Raw genomic sequence first — 16,205 nt, 5'->3', positions numbered from 1 at the left:
GAAGGAGACAGGATGCAATTCGATCCCCGCCACTGGGCAGCGCTCGATCCCGATCGCCCTGCTCTGGTCTTCGATGACGGTGAAACTCTGAGTTATGGTGCGTTGGACACGCTTGCCGACCGCTTCGCGCAGCTTTTCCGCGCCTTCGGCCTTGCGCCCGGGGACCACGTCGCCGCCATGCTGCACAATGATCCGAAGCTGATCGCGGCGGTCTGGGGCGCTTGGCGGGCGGGGATTTATCTCACGCCGGTCGCCACCACGCTCTCGGCTTCCGAATGCGCCTATGTCGTGTCGAATTGCGAAGCCAGGCTGCTGCTGGCCGATCACCGCTTCGCCGAGAGTGTGGCCGGGATCCCCGCGACCACCCCCCGGCTGATCGCGGGGCTGTCCACCGGCGGCACGCTGCCGGGGTTTCAGGATCTCGACGCCGCGCTTGCCTCGCTTCCCGGCGTGCCGATTTGCGACGAAACGCCCGGTGCGCTGATGATGTATTCCTCGGGCACCACTGGCGCGCCCAAGGGCATCTGGCGCCCTCTGCCGAGCCGGGAAGAGATCGGCGAGGCCGCACCGCCCTTCGCCGCCGACCTGATCGAGATCTTCGACTGGACCCGCGACACGCGCTATCTCTCGACCCAGCCGCTCTACCATGCAGCGGGCATGCGCTTTGCGCTTGCCACCGCCGCCGCCGGCGGCACCAGTTTCGTAATGCGCAAGTTCGATGCCCAACAGGCTCTGGTCCTGCTTGAAGGGCATCGGATCACCGCCTCGCAATGGGTGCCTGCGATGTTCCGGCGGCTGCTGGACCTGCCCGACGAGATCCGCGCGGCCTTCCACGCGCCCGCGCATCGCAAGGCGATCCACGGCGCCGCGCCCATTTCGCCCGCCATGAAGCGCGAGATGATCGACTGGTGGGGGCCGATCCTTGTGGAATATTACTCCGGCACCGAGGGTGTGGGATTGTCGCTTATCGACAGCCACGACTGGCTGGTCCGGCCGGGTTCGGTGGGCCGGGTGGTCAAGGGGGTGGCCCATGTGCTGGACGCCGACGGGCAGGAACTGCCGCCGGGTGAGACCGGCGCCATCTATTTCAGCGGCATAGCACCCTTCACCTATTTCCAAGATCCGGACAAGACCGCTGGGCGTACCTCGCCGCAGGGGTATCAGAGTTTTGGCGATATCGGGCGGGTTGAGGCGGACGGCTTCATGTATCTCACCGACCGCATGGACGACATGATCATCTCGGGCGGTGTGAACCTCTATCCGCAGGAAATCGAGAAGGCGCTGGAAGAGATGCCGGAGGTGGCCGAATGCGCGGTGGTCGGCCGCAAGGACGCCCGTTTCGGCGAGCGCCCCGTGGGTTTTGTCGTGCGCAGCTGCAAGAGCGCGGGCTGCGACGCCGATTTCCTCGACCGTTTCCACGCCTTTTGCCACAGCCGCCTGGGCAAGACCAAGCAACTCCGCGACGTCTATATCGTCGATAGTCTGCCGCGCAGCAGTGCGGGCAAGCTTCTGCGTAGGGAGCTGCGTGAGCCGCAAGCCGAAGGGGAGAGCGAAACATGAGCCAAACCCGGCCCCAGAAGCCGCTCGACGGCATCCGCGTGCTGGATCTTTCCAAGGTGCTTGCCGGACCGCTCTGCACGCAATACCTGGCCGAGATGGGTGCCGAGGTGATCAAGGTCGAACCGCCCGGCAGCGGCGACGACACTCGTGGTTGGCCGCCGTTCCGGGCGCCGGGGCTGGGGGCGGTGTTCCTCAGCGCCAACCGCGGCAAGCGTAGCCTCGCGGTCGACCTGAAGACCGAGGAGGGAAGGGACATCGTGCAAGCGCTTGCCGCACGCTGCGACGTGGCCATCGAAAGCTTCGGCACCGGGGTGGCGGAACGGCTCGGCATCGACCGCGCGACGCTGCAGGCGATCAACCCCCGCCTGATCCATTGCTCGATCGCGGGGTTCGGGCGCGAAGGACCGATGGCCAATGCGCCGGGTTATGACGTGATCCTGCAGGCGTTCTCGGGCATGATGGCGCTGACCGGCGAGGAAGGCGGGCCCTTCGTGCGCAGCCCGATCTCGCCCATCGACCAGACCACCGGCATCCATGCGCTCTCGGGCATCCTCGCCGCGCTTTACAGGCGTGAGGTCACGGGGCAGGTCGACTCCGTCGAGGTGTCGCTCTACGAGACCTCGATGGCCTTCCTCGGCTATAATTTCCAGAGCTACTGGGAGAAGGGCACCCAGCCCGTCCGCTGCGGGTCGAGCCATGAATCGCTCTGCCCCTATCAGGCCTTCGAGGCGGCGGACGGCGCGGTTATGATCGGTGTCGCCAACGACTCGCTCTGGCAGCGCTTCTGCGCCGTGGCGGGGCTCGAGGCGCATCGCGACGACCCGCGCTTTGCCACCAACGCCGCCCGCGTTGCCCATCGGCCCGAGACGCTGGAACTGGTGAAAGCCGCCATTGCCGCCCGGCCCGTGGCCTATTGGGATACCGAACTCGCCAGGGTTCGCGTGCCCTGTTCGCCGATCAATTCGCTGGCCGAGGTGCTGGCCCATCCGCATACGGCGTCGAGCGACATCGTGCAGCGCTACGACAAGCCCGGAATCGGAGAGCTGAAAGGCATCGCCCACCCGGTGCGCTTCAGCGGGCGCAAGCGCAATGTCGGTCTGCCGCCGCCCACATTGGGCCAGAACAGTGACGATGTGCTGGACTGGCTCGGTCATAGTGCCGAAGATATCGCCGGGCTGCGCGCCCGTGGCGTGATCGGCTGACCGCCTTCTGGAGGAGCCTTCACATGCCCCGCGACATCCCCGCCTATTCCCTACCCGAACGCAACCGCCGCGTGCTGCTGACGGCGCGTCCGACCGGCATTCCGGCGCCGGAGCATTTCACGCCGGACGAGGCGCCGGTGCCCGAGCCCGCCGAGGGCGAGCTGCTGATCCGCAACATCTACCTCTCCGCTGATCCGGCGCAGCGGGGCTGGGCGGCGGATGTGGCGAATTATTCCGAACCGGTGCCGCTCGGCACGCCGATGCGGGCGCTGGCGGTGGGGGTAGTGCTGAAATCGCGCCATCCGGACCATGCCGAGGGCGAATTCCTCTACGGCTTTTTCGGCTGGCAGGATTATGCCGTCGTGCCGCCCTCGGCGGTGCTGCACCGCTGTACCCAGGATCTGCCGCTCGACGCCTTTGCCGGGCTTTGCGGCATCACAGGGGTCACGGCGTATCTGGCGCTCACCCGGCTGGGGCGTCCGCAAAAAGGCGATACGCTCGTGGTTTCGACGGCGGCGGGAGCCGTGGGAAGCTGCGTCGGGCAGATCGGCCGCAGCCTCGGCTGCCGCACCATCGGTCTCACGGGCAGCGACGAGAAAGTCGCGCGCTGTCTCGAGACCTTCGGCTACGATGCCGCCGTCAATTACAAGAGCGCAGACCTGCCCGCCGCGATCCGCGCGGCGGCCCCGGGGGGCGTGAACGTCTATTTCGACAACACCGGCGGGCCGATCCTCGACACCGTTCTACGGCAGATGGCGGTGGGCGGCCGGGTGGTGCAATGCGGCACTGCGTCGATCGCAAGCTGGTCGCCGCCGCCCACGGGGCCGCGCAACGAACGCGAGATACTCAACCGGCGTTTGATATGGTCGGGCTTCGTGATCTTCGACCATATGGACGCCTATGGCACGGCCTGCGATGCGCTGGCCGCGCTCTGGGCCGGGGACCGGTTGCGCTTTGCCACCGATCGCTGGACGGGGATCGACAGCGCGCCGGGCGCCATCGCCGCACTTTACGAGGGGCGGAACGCTGGAAAGCTGCTGATCTATGTCGGAGAGTGATGACGGCGCGCGGCGATAATATAGTTTTATATAGTACGATTTGCTTATGTGCCTATCTGTCTTGTTCCAAGCTCCGGCGAAAGCGGGAGGAGAGCCCTAGGGATTTTTCACCCAGGGAGCTTTTCGGCACGCGCGATCAAGCAGGAGGGCATGGCGGCCTTTCTCGAAAAGCGGCGCCGAACTTCAAAGGGTAGATAGACGGCCTTCCGGCGGCGGGCGCATCCATACAGGCGCATCGCCCGATTCGCTCTGCGGATCGGGCCTTCCTTCAGTGATCTTATGACATTTCCGAGCGCCGCGCTTCTCGGCACGGCGGCTTTGGCAATGGGGGGTTCGAAGATGAGTAGTACTTACCTCGCGGGGAAAGTCATGTCGCTTCGGCCATGTGATCCCTTCAGAAAGTATGGTTGACATCGAGGACTTCTTCATAAATGTTAGGAAGATAACGATGCGCTACCTTTCCACTTTTCAGGCATCCCGGACGGGGCGCATAAGAAAGTGGCACTTACCAGACAGCGGAGGAGCCGGATGGATCAGGCAGCCGAAATTCAGGAGATCATCGAAGGGCTGGCGCGGATCGCGGCGGATCCGGGTGCCTATGCGGCGGCGTGGAAGGCCCGTAGCGGGCGCAAGGTGATCGGCATCCTGCCGATGAATTTCCCGCCCGAGATCGTCCACGCGGCGGGCGCCCTGCCGGTGCTGGTGCAGGAGGACGATGCGGCGATCACCTACGGGCGCAGCCTGCTGCACGAGTTCTATTGCGGCTATACCCGCAGCCTCGTCGATCAGGCGGCGACCGGAAAGCTCGCGGTCTATGACGGCATCTTCCTCGTCGATCATTGCGTCGCGCTTCTGGGCGCGGTTGATGCGATCCGCTTCGAGCTGCCGGAGATGCCGGTCTATCTTGCCCAGTTCACCGCCTCGATGGACGAGGACTCGACCCGACCGCAGATCCGCGAACGCATCGGCGAGCTGCGAGAGCGGCTGAGGGAGCTTTGCGGGGCAGGGATCGAGGACGCGGCGATCTTTCGCAGCATCGAAGCCTACAATCGCGACCGTGCGCTGCTGCGCCGGGTCTACGAGATGCGCCGCGCGGGGCGGATCGCGCTGACCACACGCCAGATGCAGGCGCTGGTCAAATCCGCAATGGTGATGGATGTGGACGAGCACAGCGCGGAGATGGCGCGCCTCGTCGCGCTGATCGAGACGCAGCCCGCGGCGCCGACGGCGCCCGTCAGGCTCCATCTCTCGGGGCATTTCTGTCACGCGCCGCGGCCGGAGTTGCTGGACATGATCGAAAGCTGCGGGGTCACCGTGGTCGATGACGATGTCTATACCGGCTATCGCTACATCGCAACGGATGTGCCCGTGGCAGGCGATCCCGTCGCGGCGCTGACACAATGGTATTTCGACCGCAACAACAACGTGCCCTGTTCGACGCGCGCGCAGAAGAGCGTCGACTGGGAAAGCTATCTAGAAACGGCCATCGAGAAGAGCGGCGCGCAGGGCGTCATCGTGCTGGTGGTCAAGTTCTGCGAGCCGCACATGCTTTACTACCCCGAGCTGCGCAAGGCGTTCCAGAAGCAGGGCATCCCGCATCTGCTCATCGAGACGGAACACGAGGGTCTGGCGCTGGAAATGCTCAAGACGCGGGTCGAGGCTCTGGTCGAAGGTATCCGCCGTCCCGCGCTCGCAAAACAAACCGCCTGAGCCCAACCAATCCCGGAGGAGCAAGAAATGTCTGTCGCTACGGAGCAAACGAAACCCGATCCGGCCCGGACCGCCGCGCCAGCCAACCGGCTGGTGAGCACCCGCGCCGGCGGCAAGATGGTCAAGGATTACTGGGACAACCTCTTCACCGCGCGCGAACGCGGCGCGAGGGTGGTCTGGTACAACGGCGCCGCGATCAATCCGATCCTGCAGGCCGCCGGGGTCGAATGGTGCCATGGCGAGGCGTTTGGCGCGCGGCTGGCCGCGATGCATCTGGAAGGCCCCGCGCAGCAGGCGGGCGAGGCCTATGGCTATATCAACGAGCTTTGCTCCTATGCCCGCACCACGCTGGGCTGCGCGCTGCTGACCAAAAAGGAGGCCGCGGTCAAGGTCGAGATGGACGGGCTGCCGGGTGTGCCCGACAAGGAGGTTTTGGCAGGCCGCCTGCCGCCGCCCGACCTCTTCGTCAATGCCTATGCGGGGTGCAGCACCGGCCAGCAATGGGACGAGATCTCGTACCGGGTCTTCGGTAAGGAACTGCCCTTCTTCAAAGTCTCCTATCCGCTGCTCTGGGGCAACAAATCCGACGCGGGCTATCTTCGCGGCGAGGAATGGGACAACGCCTCGAAATACGTGGCGAGCCAGCTTTACCAGCTTATCGAATTCCTCGAGCACCACACCGGCAACAAGTTCGACTGGGAGGGGCTGCGCGAGTCGATGCATTACATCAAGCGCGCGGCGCAGCTCCGGCTCGACGCGCTGGAGCTCTGCAAGGCAAGGCCCACGCCCGCGGTGTTCTGGGATTGGGTCGCCAGCATTGCACCGATCAACTTCCTGCCCGGCAATCAGGCGCTGGTCGATTACTTCCAGGGGGTGAAGACCGAGATTGAGCAGCGGCTGGCCGAGAGCGTGCCCGCGTTGCCGAACGAGCGCTATCGCCTTGCCTTCGACGGGATCATGAACTGGAACAAGGTCGGCTGGCTGGCCAACAAGTTCGCCGAGCACGAGGCGGCGGTGGTCTGCGGGCGCTATACCCACAACAGCTTCTGGCACGAGCCGCAGCTGATCGACGAGGACGACCCGATCCTCGGCATGGCCCAGCATTACCTGCTGTGCCCGTTCAACCACAGCGCCAAGAACCTCGCCGAGCAGATCCTGCGCGATTGCGAGACCTATGGCATCGACGGCATCGTCTTCCACGCGACGCGCACCTGCCGCTCGGCGACCAACGGGCAACTCCTGCTGGCCAAGATGGCGCAGGCGAAGGGCATGCAGACGATGTTCTTCGAGGGCGATGTTGCCGACGAGTCCTTCTACAAGGACGAGGTGCTGCAAAGCCGTCTCGAGGCCATGCTGGAGACCATCGACGTGCAGCGCAACCGCGCGGCCTGACACGCAAAAACGGGACGCTCTGTCGCGGGCGTCCCGTCGGAAGGGCGGGGGTCAGTGTGGATGCAGAACGGCCCCGCCGCAGGCCGAAATGATCTGCCCGGTGACATAGCCCGAGAGATCGGTTGCGAGGAACTCCAGCACATTGGCCATATCCCCGACCTGCCCGAAACGGCGCAGGGCGATCGCGTTGAGCTGCGCCTCTGTGCCGACGCCCATGGAGGGGTCGAGCTTTTTCAGACGTGCGGTTTCGACGATGCCCGGCGCGATGGCGTTGACCCGGATGCCGTATGGCCCCAGTTCGGCGGCGAGTGTCCGCGTCAAATAGGCGACGCCCGCTTTCGCCGCGCCGTAGATCGCCAGATTGCCGCCTTCGAGCATCGAGATTCCGGTTTGGGACGAGATATTGACGATCGCGCCCGCGCCCTGCGCCTTCATCACCGGCGCCACGGCGGCACAGCAGAGCTGCGTCGATTTCAGGTTGGCGGCGATCAGGTAGTCGAAGGCCTCGGGCGTGGTATCGGTGGGCAGCGTGCCGCTGTTCCGCGCCACGGCCACGCCCGCGTTGTTCACCAGTACATCCACCCGTCCGAACGCCTCCATCGCCGCGTCGATCAGGCGTTGCGCCGCCTCGGGCTGCGAAAGATTACCCTCGACCCCGATGGACCGCCGCCCCAGCGCCTGGACCTCGGCCATCACGCTGTCGGCGGTCAGTTCTTCGCCGATCCGTGCGGCGCCCGCGAGGTTCAGATCGGCGATCACCACATCCGCCCCCAGCCGCGCCAGCCGCAGCGCATAGGCCCGCCCGATGCCGCGCGCGGCGCCGGTCACGACGGCGGTTTTGCCTTCCAGCGGTTTGTTCATTGGTGGAACCTCACAGTCGTGTCGATCGAGGCGCGCCCCACCCGGGCGCGATTGGCATCGATACGCTCGTCCTCATAGCCGAAGGAGATGCCGAGCAGCAGATGCTGGTCGGAAGGCACGTCCAGATGGCGCCGGATGATCGTCGGATAGAGGCTGAGCGCCCCTTGCGCGCAGGAAGCCAGCCCCCGCGAGGTCAAGGCGAGCAGCAGGGTCTGGGTGTAGATACCCAGATCCACCGCCTCGCGCTCCCCGAAAACGCCGGGCATGAAGACAAAGACTGCATGCGGCGCGCCGAAGAATTCGAGGTTGCGCCGATAGGCCCAGTCGCGGCGCTGCCGGTCGTTGCGGGCGATTCCCATGGCACCGTAAAGCTGCACCGCCGCATCGACCTGACGGTCGCGGTAGATGCCCTGAAACTTGCGGTCGGCGGTGAAATCGGGATCGGGCGGAATGCCCTCTTCCGAGGCCGCCACCATCTTCGCACCCAGATCGCGCAGTGCCTGTCCCGATACCACGTGGCTGATCCAGGGCTGGATGTTGCAGTTCGAGGGCGCCGCCTGGGCGAGCGTCAGGACCTCGCGGATCACCGTGTCGGGCACCGGATCGGGCAGATAGCCGCGTACCGAGCGGCGTTTCAAGATCGCCTCGTCCAGATCCATCCCCATGTCTTCTCCTCTCATGCCTTGCCCCGAGCGATTTGCATGCCCCTCGTGGCATAGGCACGCATCAGCTTGCGCCCGATCCCCACGCTGTCGGGGAGTGTGGAATTGCCCAGCGCGCCGCGCACGGCAACGCCGGCGGCCCCGACCGAGGCGCGAAACATCGCAAAGACGCGGTGGAAATCCGTCATCCGCTCGGGGCTTCCCGCCTCGGCGTAATAGCGCTCCAGATAGCTTTCTTCGGCGGGGATCCCGAGCGCACCGAGATCGAGCCCCATGAGCCCGCCGTTCTCGTCCGGCGCCATGTGCCAGGCCTGGGTGTTGAATCCCACATCCACCAGCGGATGGCCCAGCGTTGACAGTTCCCAGTCGAGCACGCCGATGACGCGCGGCTCGGTCGGGTGGAACATCATGTTGCCGATGCGGAAATCGCCGTGGCAGAGGCTGAGCAGCTCGCTTTCAGGGATGCGCGCCTCCAGCCAGGGGATCATCGCCTCGAGTTCGGAGTTCGCCCCGGCCGCCTCGCGGTAATGCTCCCAAAGCTGCGACCAGCGCCCGAGCTGGCGTTTGAAGTAGTTTCCCGGGCGACCGTAAGCGCCCAGCCCCAGGGCGGCATAATCCAGCCGGTGCATCCGCGCCATGGTCTCGCACATCGAGGCATAGAGCGCGGCGCGCTCCTCCGGCATCGCGCCCGGCACCGAGTATTCGGTAAAGACCCGGCCCTCCAGCCATTCCATAAGATAGAAAGGCGTGCCGATCAGGGCAGGATCCTCGTGATAGTGATAGAGTTTCGGCACCGGCACATCGGTCCGCGCCAGCGCCGAGATAACCTGATATTCCCGGTCGATGGCATGGGCGGATTTCGCCAGCGGGCCGGGCGGCTGCTTGCGCAGCACCGCCCGCCAGCCATCCGCCTCGACGAAGAAGGTGGGGTTCGACATGCCGCCTTCGGTGGGCCGCAGCGACAGCTCGGCCACCGGTCGCCCGAGGAAACCGCCGAGGAACCCGCGCAGCGCCTTAAGGTCGATCCCCGCTTGCTCGGCAACGGCCACTGCGCTCATGCCGTGCCGCGTCCGAAGCCGAAAAGCTTGTGCGCGATGCGCCGTTTCTGCACCTCTTCCGAGCCTTCGGTGATCTTGTAGCGCCGGTGGTGGCGATAGATGTGCTCGAAGGGCTTGTGGCGCGAATAGCCGAGGCCGCCATGCACCTGCATGGCGAAATCGGCGGCGCGGCACACCAGGTTGTTGGCCATGTAATTGCAGATCGAGACCTCGTCGGTGATCTCGGCGGGCGGCATCCGGTCCATGCGCCAGGCGGTGCGGAACACGTAATTGCGGATCGTCTCGCATTCCGCGTGCAGTTCGGCCAGCGGGAACTGGATCGCCTGACGCGAGGCGAGGCTTTCGCCGAAAAGCTCGCGCTCTTTCGCGTATTTCACCGCTTCGGCGATGCAGTAGCGCGCGGCGCCGGCGCTGCCCGCCGCCTGCCTGATGCGGTTCTCGTGGATGAAGATCATCGCAATCTCCAGCCCCCGGCCCTCTTCGTGCAGGATGGCGCTGTCGGGTACCCGGCAGTCCACCAGATCCACGTCGGCGTGGTCGGTGGGCATATTGAAGGTCCAGAGGTTTCGCACCCATCTGTGCCCCGGATTGTCGACCGGCACGATGAAGGCGGTGATGCCCCGGCTCGAGCCGTCCTCGCCGGAGGTTCGCGCAAAGACCAGATTGGAATGCGCCCGGCCCACCTGGGAATTCCAGCGCTTCTGGCCGTTGATCACCCAATGATCGCCGTCTCGCACCGCGCGAGTCTCCATCCAGGTGGCATCGGATCCGTGGCCCGGCTCGGTCAGCGCAAAGCTCAGATGCTTCTTGCCGGTGATGATGCCCTCAATGAAGTCCTTCTGCTCCTCGGTGCCGTAGCGGGCGAGCGCCGGCACGATGGGGAAATTGCCGACGATGGAGTTCTCGTCCTGCAGATCGTTGTGCAGCCCCAGCCCCTTGCCGGCCAGATGCTCGCGGATCGCCGCGTTCATCAGGTTGCCCGCCGCCTGACCGCCGCAGCTTTCGGGCAGACAGAGCCGCAGATGCCCCGCCGCATCGGCGCGGCGCTCCATCTCTGTCAGCACCGCCCGCCAGGCCTCGGACGGCGCGCCATCGTTTTCCCAGTCGGTGCGGGCATATTCGCGACGATGGTCGAAGAACCGTATGTTCTCCGCCTCCAGCGGCTTGATCTCGGTCTCGATGAACGCGTCGAGCTCGGCCAGCTTGTCGGTGATCTCCTGCGGCAGGTCGAAATCCATGCAATCCCCTCCCTTAAAGACTCATGGAGCCGCGTGGTACGGGACCTCGCGGCAGAATTCAGGCGTCGGTCGTGATGTTGGAATGCTTCTTGGCCAGATCCTTGAGAACGAATTTCTGGATCTTGCCCGAGGCGGTGCGCGGCATCGTCTCGATCACTTCCACGGCTTCGGGCCAGTACTGCTTGGCCACGCCCTTTTCCTGCATCCAGGCGCACAGCTCTTTCATGTCGAACGTGCCGCCATCCTTCAGGGTGAGGAAGGCGCAGCCCTTTTCACCCAAGCGCACATCGGGATAGCCGACGATGGCGGCATCGGCGACGCGGGGATGGCTGTAGATCACCGTCTCGATCTCGACCACGGGGACGTTCTCGCCGCCCCGGATGATGATATCCTTCGACCGCCCGTCGATGCGGATATAACCCTCCTCGTTCATATAGGCGAGATCGCCGGTGTCGAACCAGCCTTCGGGGCCGCGCCCGTCGAGGCCGGGTTTCTTGTAATAGCCCAGGAACTGCTGCGCGCCGCGGAAATAGAGCCGCCCCGTCTCGCCCGTCGGCATCGGATTCAGGTTCTCGTCGGCGACCAGCAACTCAACTCCGTCGACCGCGCGCCCGTCGGTGGTGGCGGAATGGGTATCGGCCTTTTCCGGCTCGGTCAGGCTGCCGGACAGCCCTTCGGTCATGCCCCAGAGCGAAGAGGCGCCCAGCCCGAGCAGCTTGCGCGCGTTCTCGATCACCACCGGCGGGATCTGAGCGCCGCCGCAAAGATAGGTGCGCAGGTTCGGCGCCTTGCCGCCTTCGAGGATAACGCGGCACATATCCGCAAGGAACGGCGTCGCGCCGGGCATATGGGTGGCGCCTTCGCGGCGCATGATGGCAATGGCATCCTCGGGCTCCCAGACATCCATCATCACGATGGTGCTGCCGAGATAGAGCGCCTGGAACATCACCGCCGCATAGCCCGTCATATGGCCGAAGGGCGTGCAGCCGAAGACCACCTCGGCGTCACCCAGCCCAAAGCGCGTGCTCAGCGACTTGGTGCAGGCAAACAGCGTGTTGAAGCAATGCATCACGCCTTTGGGCTCGCCCGTGGTGCCCGAGGTGTACATGAGCACCGCCATCTCGCCGGGATCGACCGGCGTGCCCTCGGCGGCGGACACGGGCGCGGCGCCGGACTTCATCACCAAATTGTCGAAGGAGCGCTCTTCGCCATCCACCTCGATTACGTATTTCAGGGCGGGTAGCTCGGCTTGCAGCTTGTCCAGCATCGGGCCGTAATCGAAATTGCGGAAATGCTTCGGGATCAGGATCGCCTTGGCCTCGGCAAAGCCCAGCATGAAGCGCAGCTCATGTTCGCGGAAGATATGCATGAGCGGGTTCGGCACCGCCCCCACGCGTCCCAGCGCCAGCACGGCCACGACGAATTCCCACCAATTCGGCAGCATCACGCCGACCACATCGCCCGGCCCGATGCCCATGGCGCGGAACGAGCCGGCCGCCTGCGCCACCGCCTCGCCCAGTTCGGCGTAGGTCATGACCTTGACCGGGGTCTCATAGCGCGCGTCCTTGCGGTAGGCGACCACGGCCTTGCGCTCTGGATGCGCGGCAATCGCCGCCTCCAAATGATCGTCCGCGGTCTTGTCTTCCCACCAGCCCGCATCGCGCATGGCCTGTTTGTGGGCCTCCAGATCGAACGCTTCTGCCATACCCCACCCCCCTGAGCAGCGCCGCCGCACGTTTCCTCCTCGTCCGGCAGCGCGAATTAAGTACGCTATCTTACAATACTAAGGCACATCATATCGCATACTGTCAAGCGCTGCAACCGCGCGCCGCTCCGCGCCTGGTTCAATAAACGAACTTGCCCGCCGGGTGGGTGGCCGAAATCCCGCCGTCCACCGGCAGAAGCTGGCCGTCCATATAGGAGGAATCGTCAGACGCCAGGAAAGCGGCCACGGCGGCCATATCCTCAACATAACCGGGACGTTGCAGCGGAGTGAGCTTGCCCAGCCGGTCCTCCTTGCCCGCCGAGCGCGCCCAGTCGAACATGGGTTTGGTCAGCCCCGTCTCGGTCAGCCCGGGCAGGATCGCGTTCACGCGCACATTCTTGCCGGCAAAGGCGCAGGCGGCGGTCATGGTGAGGTGATTCACCCCGGCCTTGGCCGCTCCATAGGCCTCGGTGCCGCCGCGCGCGCGCAGGCTCCCGGTCGAGGAATTGAGGATGATCGATCCGCCGCCATGCTCGGCCATATAGCCGCCAGCCAGCTTGCAGGCGACAAAGGCGGTCACGACATTGTCGCGGAACATGCCTTCCCACTGCGCGACCGATTGCTCGGTGAAGGGCATGACGGAATCCGTGTTGCCGGCATTGGCGAAGAAGATCTCCAGCCCGCCGAACTCGGACACCATCCGGTCGATGGCGCCCTGGATCGCGGCCTCGTCGCCCGCGTCGGCCACATGCGCCACGCAGGTGCCGCCCGCCGCCGTGACCTCGGCTACGGTCTCTTGCAGCGGCGCCTCGCGGCGGCCAACGACCATGACGATGGCGCCTTCTTCGGCAAAGCGCAGCGCGCTGGCGCGGCCCATGCCGCTGCCGCCGCCGGTGATGATGGCCCTGCGGCCCTCCAGCCTTTTCAATTCGGTCCTCCCGGCAGATGCGCAGGGTCTCCTCCGGGGGCATCTGCTGCATTGAAATTTACCCGACTCATTGTACGGTAAGCTTTATAAAAGTAAACTAGCTATCTAAGAATCCGAAAGGGGAGGAAAGGTCATGACAGGCGCCTTGGACCATATCGGCATTTTCGTCGAAGATCTTGAGACGGCAATTCCGTTCTACCGCGATCTGATCGGGCAGGGGGATCCGGTGATCCGCGAGGTGCCCGAGCTGAAGCTGCGGCTGGCGTTTTTCACCGGGCAGGGGGGACTTCCCATCGAGCTGGTGGAAAGCTCCGGCAAGAGCGAGATGGCCCATGGCGACGTGGTCGTGGCGCTGGAGGTCGATGATCTGGAAGCGGAGATCGCCCGGCTGCAGGCCGCGGGGATCAAGGCCTATCACCAGAAGCCGACTGACAACCTGCCGCTGCATCGCGGCTGGATCACCAAAGGCGATGGTCACGGCACGATCATCGAGTTGTGCCCGAAGGGAGAGGTGGCGCGGTTCGTGGTCGGGCGCGGAGACGCGATATGAGTGCGCCCTTGTCCGACGTAAGGATCGTCGAACTCGCGGGGCAGGGCCCCGGTCCTTTCGCCGGCGCGCTGCTGGCGGATTTCGGTGCCGACGTGGTGATCGTCGACCGCCCGCCGGAAAGCGGCTGGCGGCCTGAGGTCTTGCGCAAGTTCGATTTCTACAACCGCAACAAGCGCTCGGTGGCGCTGGATCTGAAATCCGGGCCGGGCCGGGCGACCGCAAGGGCGCTGATCGCCGGGGCCGACATACTGATCGAGGGCTATCGTCCCGGTGTCGCCGAACGGCTGGGGCTGGGGCCGGAGGAGTGCGCGGCGCTGAATCCGAAGCTGGTCTATGGCCGCATGACCGGCTGGGGACAGGACGGGCCCATGGCGATGGAGGCCGGGCACGACATCAATTATCTGGCGCTGACCGGCGCGCTGCATGCGATTGGTCCCGCCGATGCGCCGCCGTCGCCGCCGCTGAACCTCGTGGCGGATCTCGGCGGCGGAGGGATGTTCCTCGTCATGGGGCTGCTGGTGGCGCTGCATCACGCCCGGGCGACGGGGCAGGGGCAGGTTGTCGATTGCGCCATGCTTGATGGCGTGGCCCAGCTTATGTCGGCCTTTCAGGCCTTCCGGCAGGAGGGAAGCTGGTCGGCCAACCGGCAGGACAATATCGTCGACGGCGGCGCACCCTATTTCGGCACTTACGAGACGGCGGATGGCTTCTATGTGTCGGTCGGTGCGATGGAGCCGCAGTTCTACGCCAACCTGCTGACGGCGCTGGATCTCGACCCCGCGATGCTGCCCGATCGCGCCGACCGGGCCAACTGGCCGATATTGCGGGCGCGCTTCGCTGCGGTCTTTGCGACCAGAACCCGCGCCGAATGGGAGGCGCATATGGCCGGGCGCAACGCCTGTTTCTCGCCGGTGCTGAGCATCGACGAGGCCTGGGCTCATCCGCAGATGGTTGCGCGCGGCACGTTTCAGGAAATGGCCGGGCTCACCTGGCCCGGCCCGGCGCCGCGGCTCTCGGCGACGCCGGGCCGCCTGCGCAATCCGGCACCGGAGCCCGGGGCCGATACGGCAGAGGTGCTGAAAGACTGGGGTATCATGGAGAAGGCCCAATGATTTTCAACGACGACCAGAATGCGATCCGCGAGGCGGCGCTTCGCTTTGCCCGCGACGCGTTGCTGCCCGGCTATCAGGCGCGTGAAAAGGCGCCGCTCGACAGGTCACTGGTGCGGGAGCTGGGCGCCATGGGCTTTCTGGGCGCCGACCTGCCCGAGGAGTTGGGCGGGCTCGGCGCGGATTCGATCATGGCCGGCATCGTCGCCGAGGCGCTGGCCTATGGCGATTTCAACATCGCGGCCATTCCGGTGAACGTGTCGCTGAACGCCGCCGTCCTGCTGCAGCACGCCACGCCCGAGATCGCGCAGGAATGGGTGCCGCAGATGATCGCGGGGCAGAAGATCATGGCAATCTGCCTCACCGAGCCGCGCGGCGGGTCCGATGCGGCGCGGCTGGCGTTGCGCGCGAAGAAGCGCGGCGGCGACTATGTGCTGAGCGGCGAGAAGACCTCGATCAGCTTCGTGGACAGCGCCGACATCTTCCTCGTCTTCGCCCGCACCGGCCCGGAGGAGGGCGCGCGCGGCGTCTCGGCCTTTTTCATCCCCGAGGGCACGCCGGGGATCGGACGGTTGGTCTTCGACGATTTCGGGCACAAGGTGGTCGGGCGCGGTTCGCTTTTCTTCGAGGACGTGGTGATCCCCGAACGCTACCGGCTGGGGCCGGAGGGCAGCGGCTTTACCCAGGTCATGCAAGGCTTCGACTATTCACGTGCGCTCATCGCGTTGGAATGCGCGGGCGCCGCGCGCGCCTCGCTGGACGAGACCTGGGATTATGTGAAGGAACGGCAGGCCTTCGGGCGGCCCATCGGCCAGTTCCAAGGAGTGAGCTTTCCGCTTTCCGAGGGCGAGTCGATGATGGAGGCCATCCGGCAGCTTGCCTATCACACGCTTCAGTTGCGCGAGGCCGGTATGCCGCACACGTCTGAGGCGGCGATGTGCAAATGGATGGGGCCGAAATTCGCGGCCGAAGTGATCCAGAACTGCCTGCTGAGCTTCGGCCATTACGGCTGGTCCATGGACAGCCCGCACCAGCAGCGGATGCGTGACGTGATGGGGCTCCAGATCGGCGATGGCACGGCAGGGGTGATGAAGCAGATCATCGCCCGCCAGAAGATCGGCCGCGCGGCCGTGTCCTATTGATGCGCGAACCCGCAGCCCGTTAATCCGTAT

The 16,205-nt window shown here is 65.4% G+C and carries 14 protein-coding genes; 8 read left to right on the top strand and 6 right to left on the bottom strand.

The window, feature by feature from the left end; all coding sequences use genetic code 11:
- Positions 1 to 12: 12 nt before the first annotated feature.
- From V6766_RS14550 to V6766_RS14530, 5 genes are all read left to right on the top strand, one after another.
- A complete protein-coding gene (locus V6766_RS14550) occupies positions 13 to 1,560 on the top strand; it encodes an AMP-binding protein (protein WP_448467590.1) in 1,548 nt (515 codons plus the stop codon).
- Positions 1,557 to 2,762, top strand: coding sequence for a CaiB/BaiF CoA transferase family protein (locus tag V6766_RS14545; protein WP_448467588.1), 1,206 nt, complete (start codon positions 1,557 to 1,559; stop codon positions 2,760 to 2,762). Before V6766_RS14550 ends, V6766_RS14545 begins: the two co-directional genes overlap by 4 nt.
- A gap of 23 nt (positions 2,763 to 2,785) precedes the next feature.
- Complete coding sequence (locus V6766_RS14540) at positions 2,786 to 3,820, top strand: NADP-dependent oxidoreductase (protein WP_448467586.1); 1,035 nt, start codon at positions 2,786 to 2,788, stop codon at positions 3,818 to 3,820.
- A gap of 528 nt (positions 3,821 to 4,348) precedes the next feature.
- A complete protein-coding gene (locus tag V6766_RS14535; RefSeq protein ID WP_448467584.1) occupies positions 4,349 to 5,530 on the top strand; it encodes a 2-hydroxyacyl-CoA dehydratase subunit D in 1,182 nt (393 codons plus the stop codon).
- Between the two features lie 27 nt (positions 5,531 to 5,557).
- The gene (locus V6766_RS14530; protein WP_448467582.1) at positions 5,558 to 6,922 is read left to right on the top strand and encodes a 2-hydroxyacyl-CoA dehydratase subunit D; all 1,365 of its coding nucleotides are present in this window, start codon (positions 5,558 to 5,560) and stop codon (positions 6,920 to 6,922) included.
- A 51-nt stretch (positions 6,923 to 6,973) separates the two neighbouring features.
- Here the strand turns inward: V6766_RS14530 and V6766_RS14525 are convergent, their stop codons facing one another.
- The 6 genes from V6766_RS14525 to V6766_RS14500 all read right to left on the bottom strand — a co-directional run bounded on the left by V6766_RS14525 (position 6,974) and on the right by V6766_RS14500 (position 13,374).
- Positions 6,974 to 7,783: an SDR family NAD(P)-dependent oxidoreductase gene (locus V6766_RS14525; protein ID WP_448467580.1), complete on the bottom strand. Its 810-nt coding sequence runs from the start codon at positions 7,781 to 7,783 to the stop codon at positions 6,974 to 6,976.
- Positions 7,780 to 8,448 carry a nitroreductase gene (locus tag V6766_RS14520; protein WP_448467578.1) on the bottom strand — a complete coding sequence of 223 codons (669 nt, stop codon included), beginning with the start codon at positions 8,446 to 8,448 and terminating at the stop codon, positions 7,780 to 7,782. Before V6766_RS14520 ends, V6766_RS14525 begins: the two co-directional genes overlap by 4 nt.
- Before the next feature lie 11 nt (positions 8,449 to 8,459).
- Complete coding sequence (locus tag V6766_RS14515; protein ID WP_448467576.1) at positions 8,460 to 9,503, bottom strand: phosphotransferase family protein; 1,044 nt, start codon at positions 9,501 to 9,503, stop codon at positions 8,460 to 8,462.
- Positions 9,500 to 10,741, bottom strand: a complete 1,242-nt coding sequence (locus V6766_RS14510; RefSeq protein WP_448467574.1) for an acyl-CoA dehydrogenase family protein — start codon at positions 10,739 to 10,741, stop codon at positions 9,500 to 9,502. Before V6766_RS14510 ends, V6766_RS14515 begins: the two co-directional genes overlap by 4 nt.
- 58 nt (positions 10,742 to 10,799) lie before the next feature.
- Positions 10,800 to 12,446 (bottom strand): AMP-binding protein, encoded by a 1,647-nt coding sequence (locus tag V6766_RS14505; RefSeq protein WP_448467572.1) that lies wholly within the window; start codon positions 12,444 to 12,446, stop codon positions 10,800 to 10,802.
- Between the two features lie 139 nt (positions 12,447 to 12,585).
- Positions 12,586 to 13,374 (bottom strand): SDR family NAD(P)-dependent oxidoreductase, encoded by a 789-nt coding sequence (locus V6766_RS14500; RefSeq protein WP_448467570.1) that lies wholly within the window; start codon positions 13,372 to 13,374, stop codon positions 12,586 to 12,588.
- A gap of 133 nt (positions 13,375 to 13,507) precedes the next feature.
- On the opposite strand from V6766_RS14500, the gene V6766_RS14495 reads away from it, so the two are divergent.
- From V6766_RS14495 to V6766_RS14485, 3 genes are read left to right on the top strand one after another with little or no spacing between them, the layout of a single operon-like run.
- Entirely contained in the window at positions 13,508 to 13,924 is a 417-nt protein-coding gene (locus V6766_RS14495; RefSeq protein ID WP_448467568.1) for a VOC family protein, read from the top strand.
- Complete coding sequence (locus V6766_RS14490; protein ID WP_448467566.1) at positions 13,921 to 15,036, top strand: CaiB/BaiF CoA transferase family protein; 1,116 nt, start codon at positions 13,921 to 13,923, stop codon at positions 15,034 to 15,036. Before V6766_RS14495 ends, V6766_RS14490 begins: the two co-directional genes overlap by 4 nt.
- Positions 15,033 to 16,175: an acyl-CoA dehydrogenase family protein gene (locus tag V6766_RS14485; protein WP_448467564.1), complete on the top strand. Its 1,143-nt coding sequence runs from the start codon at positions 15,033 to 15,035 to the stop codon at positions 16,173 to 16,175. Before V6766_RS14490 ends, V6766_RS14485 begins: the two co-directional genes overlap by 4 nt.
- Positions 16,176 to 16,205: the final 30 nt, after the last annotated feature.

Source organism: Martelella sp. AMO21009 (genome assembly GCF_053484295.1).
The sequence above is the reverse complement of the archived record's forward strand: the minus strand, read 5'-3'. Positions and strand labels throughout refer to the sequence as shown.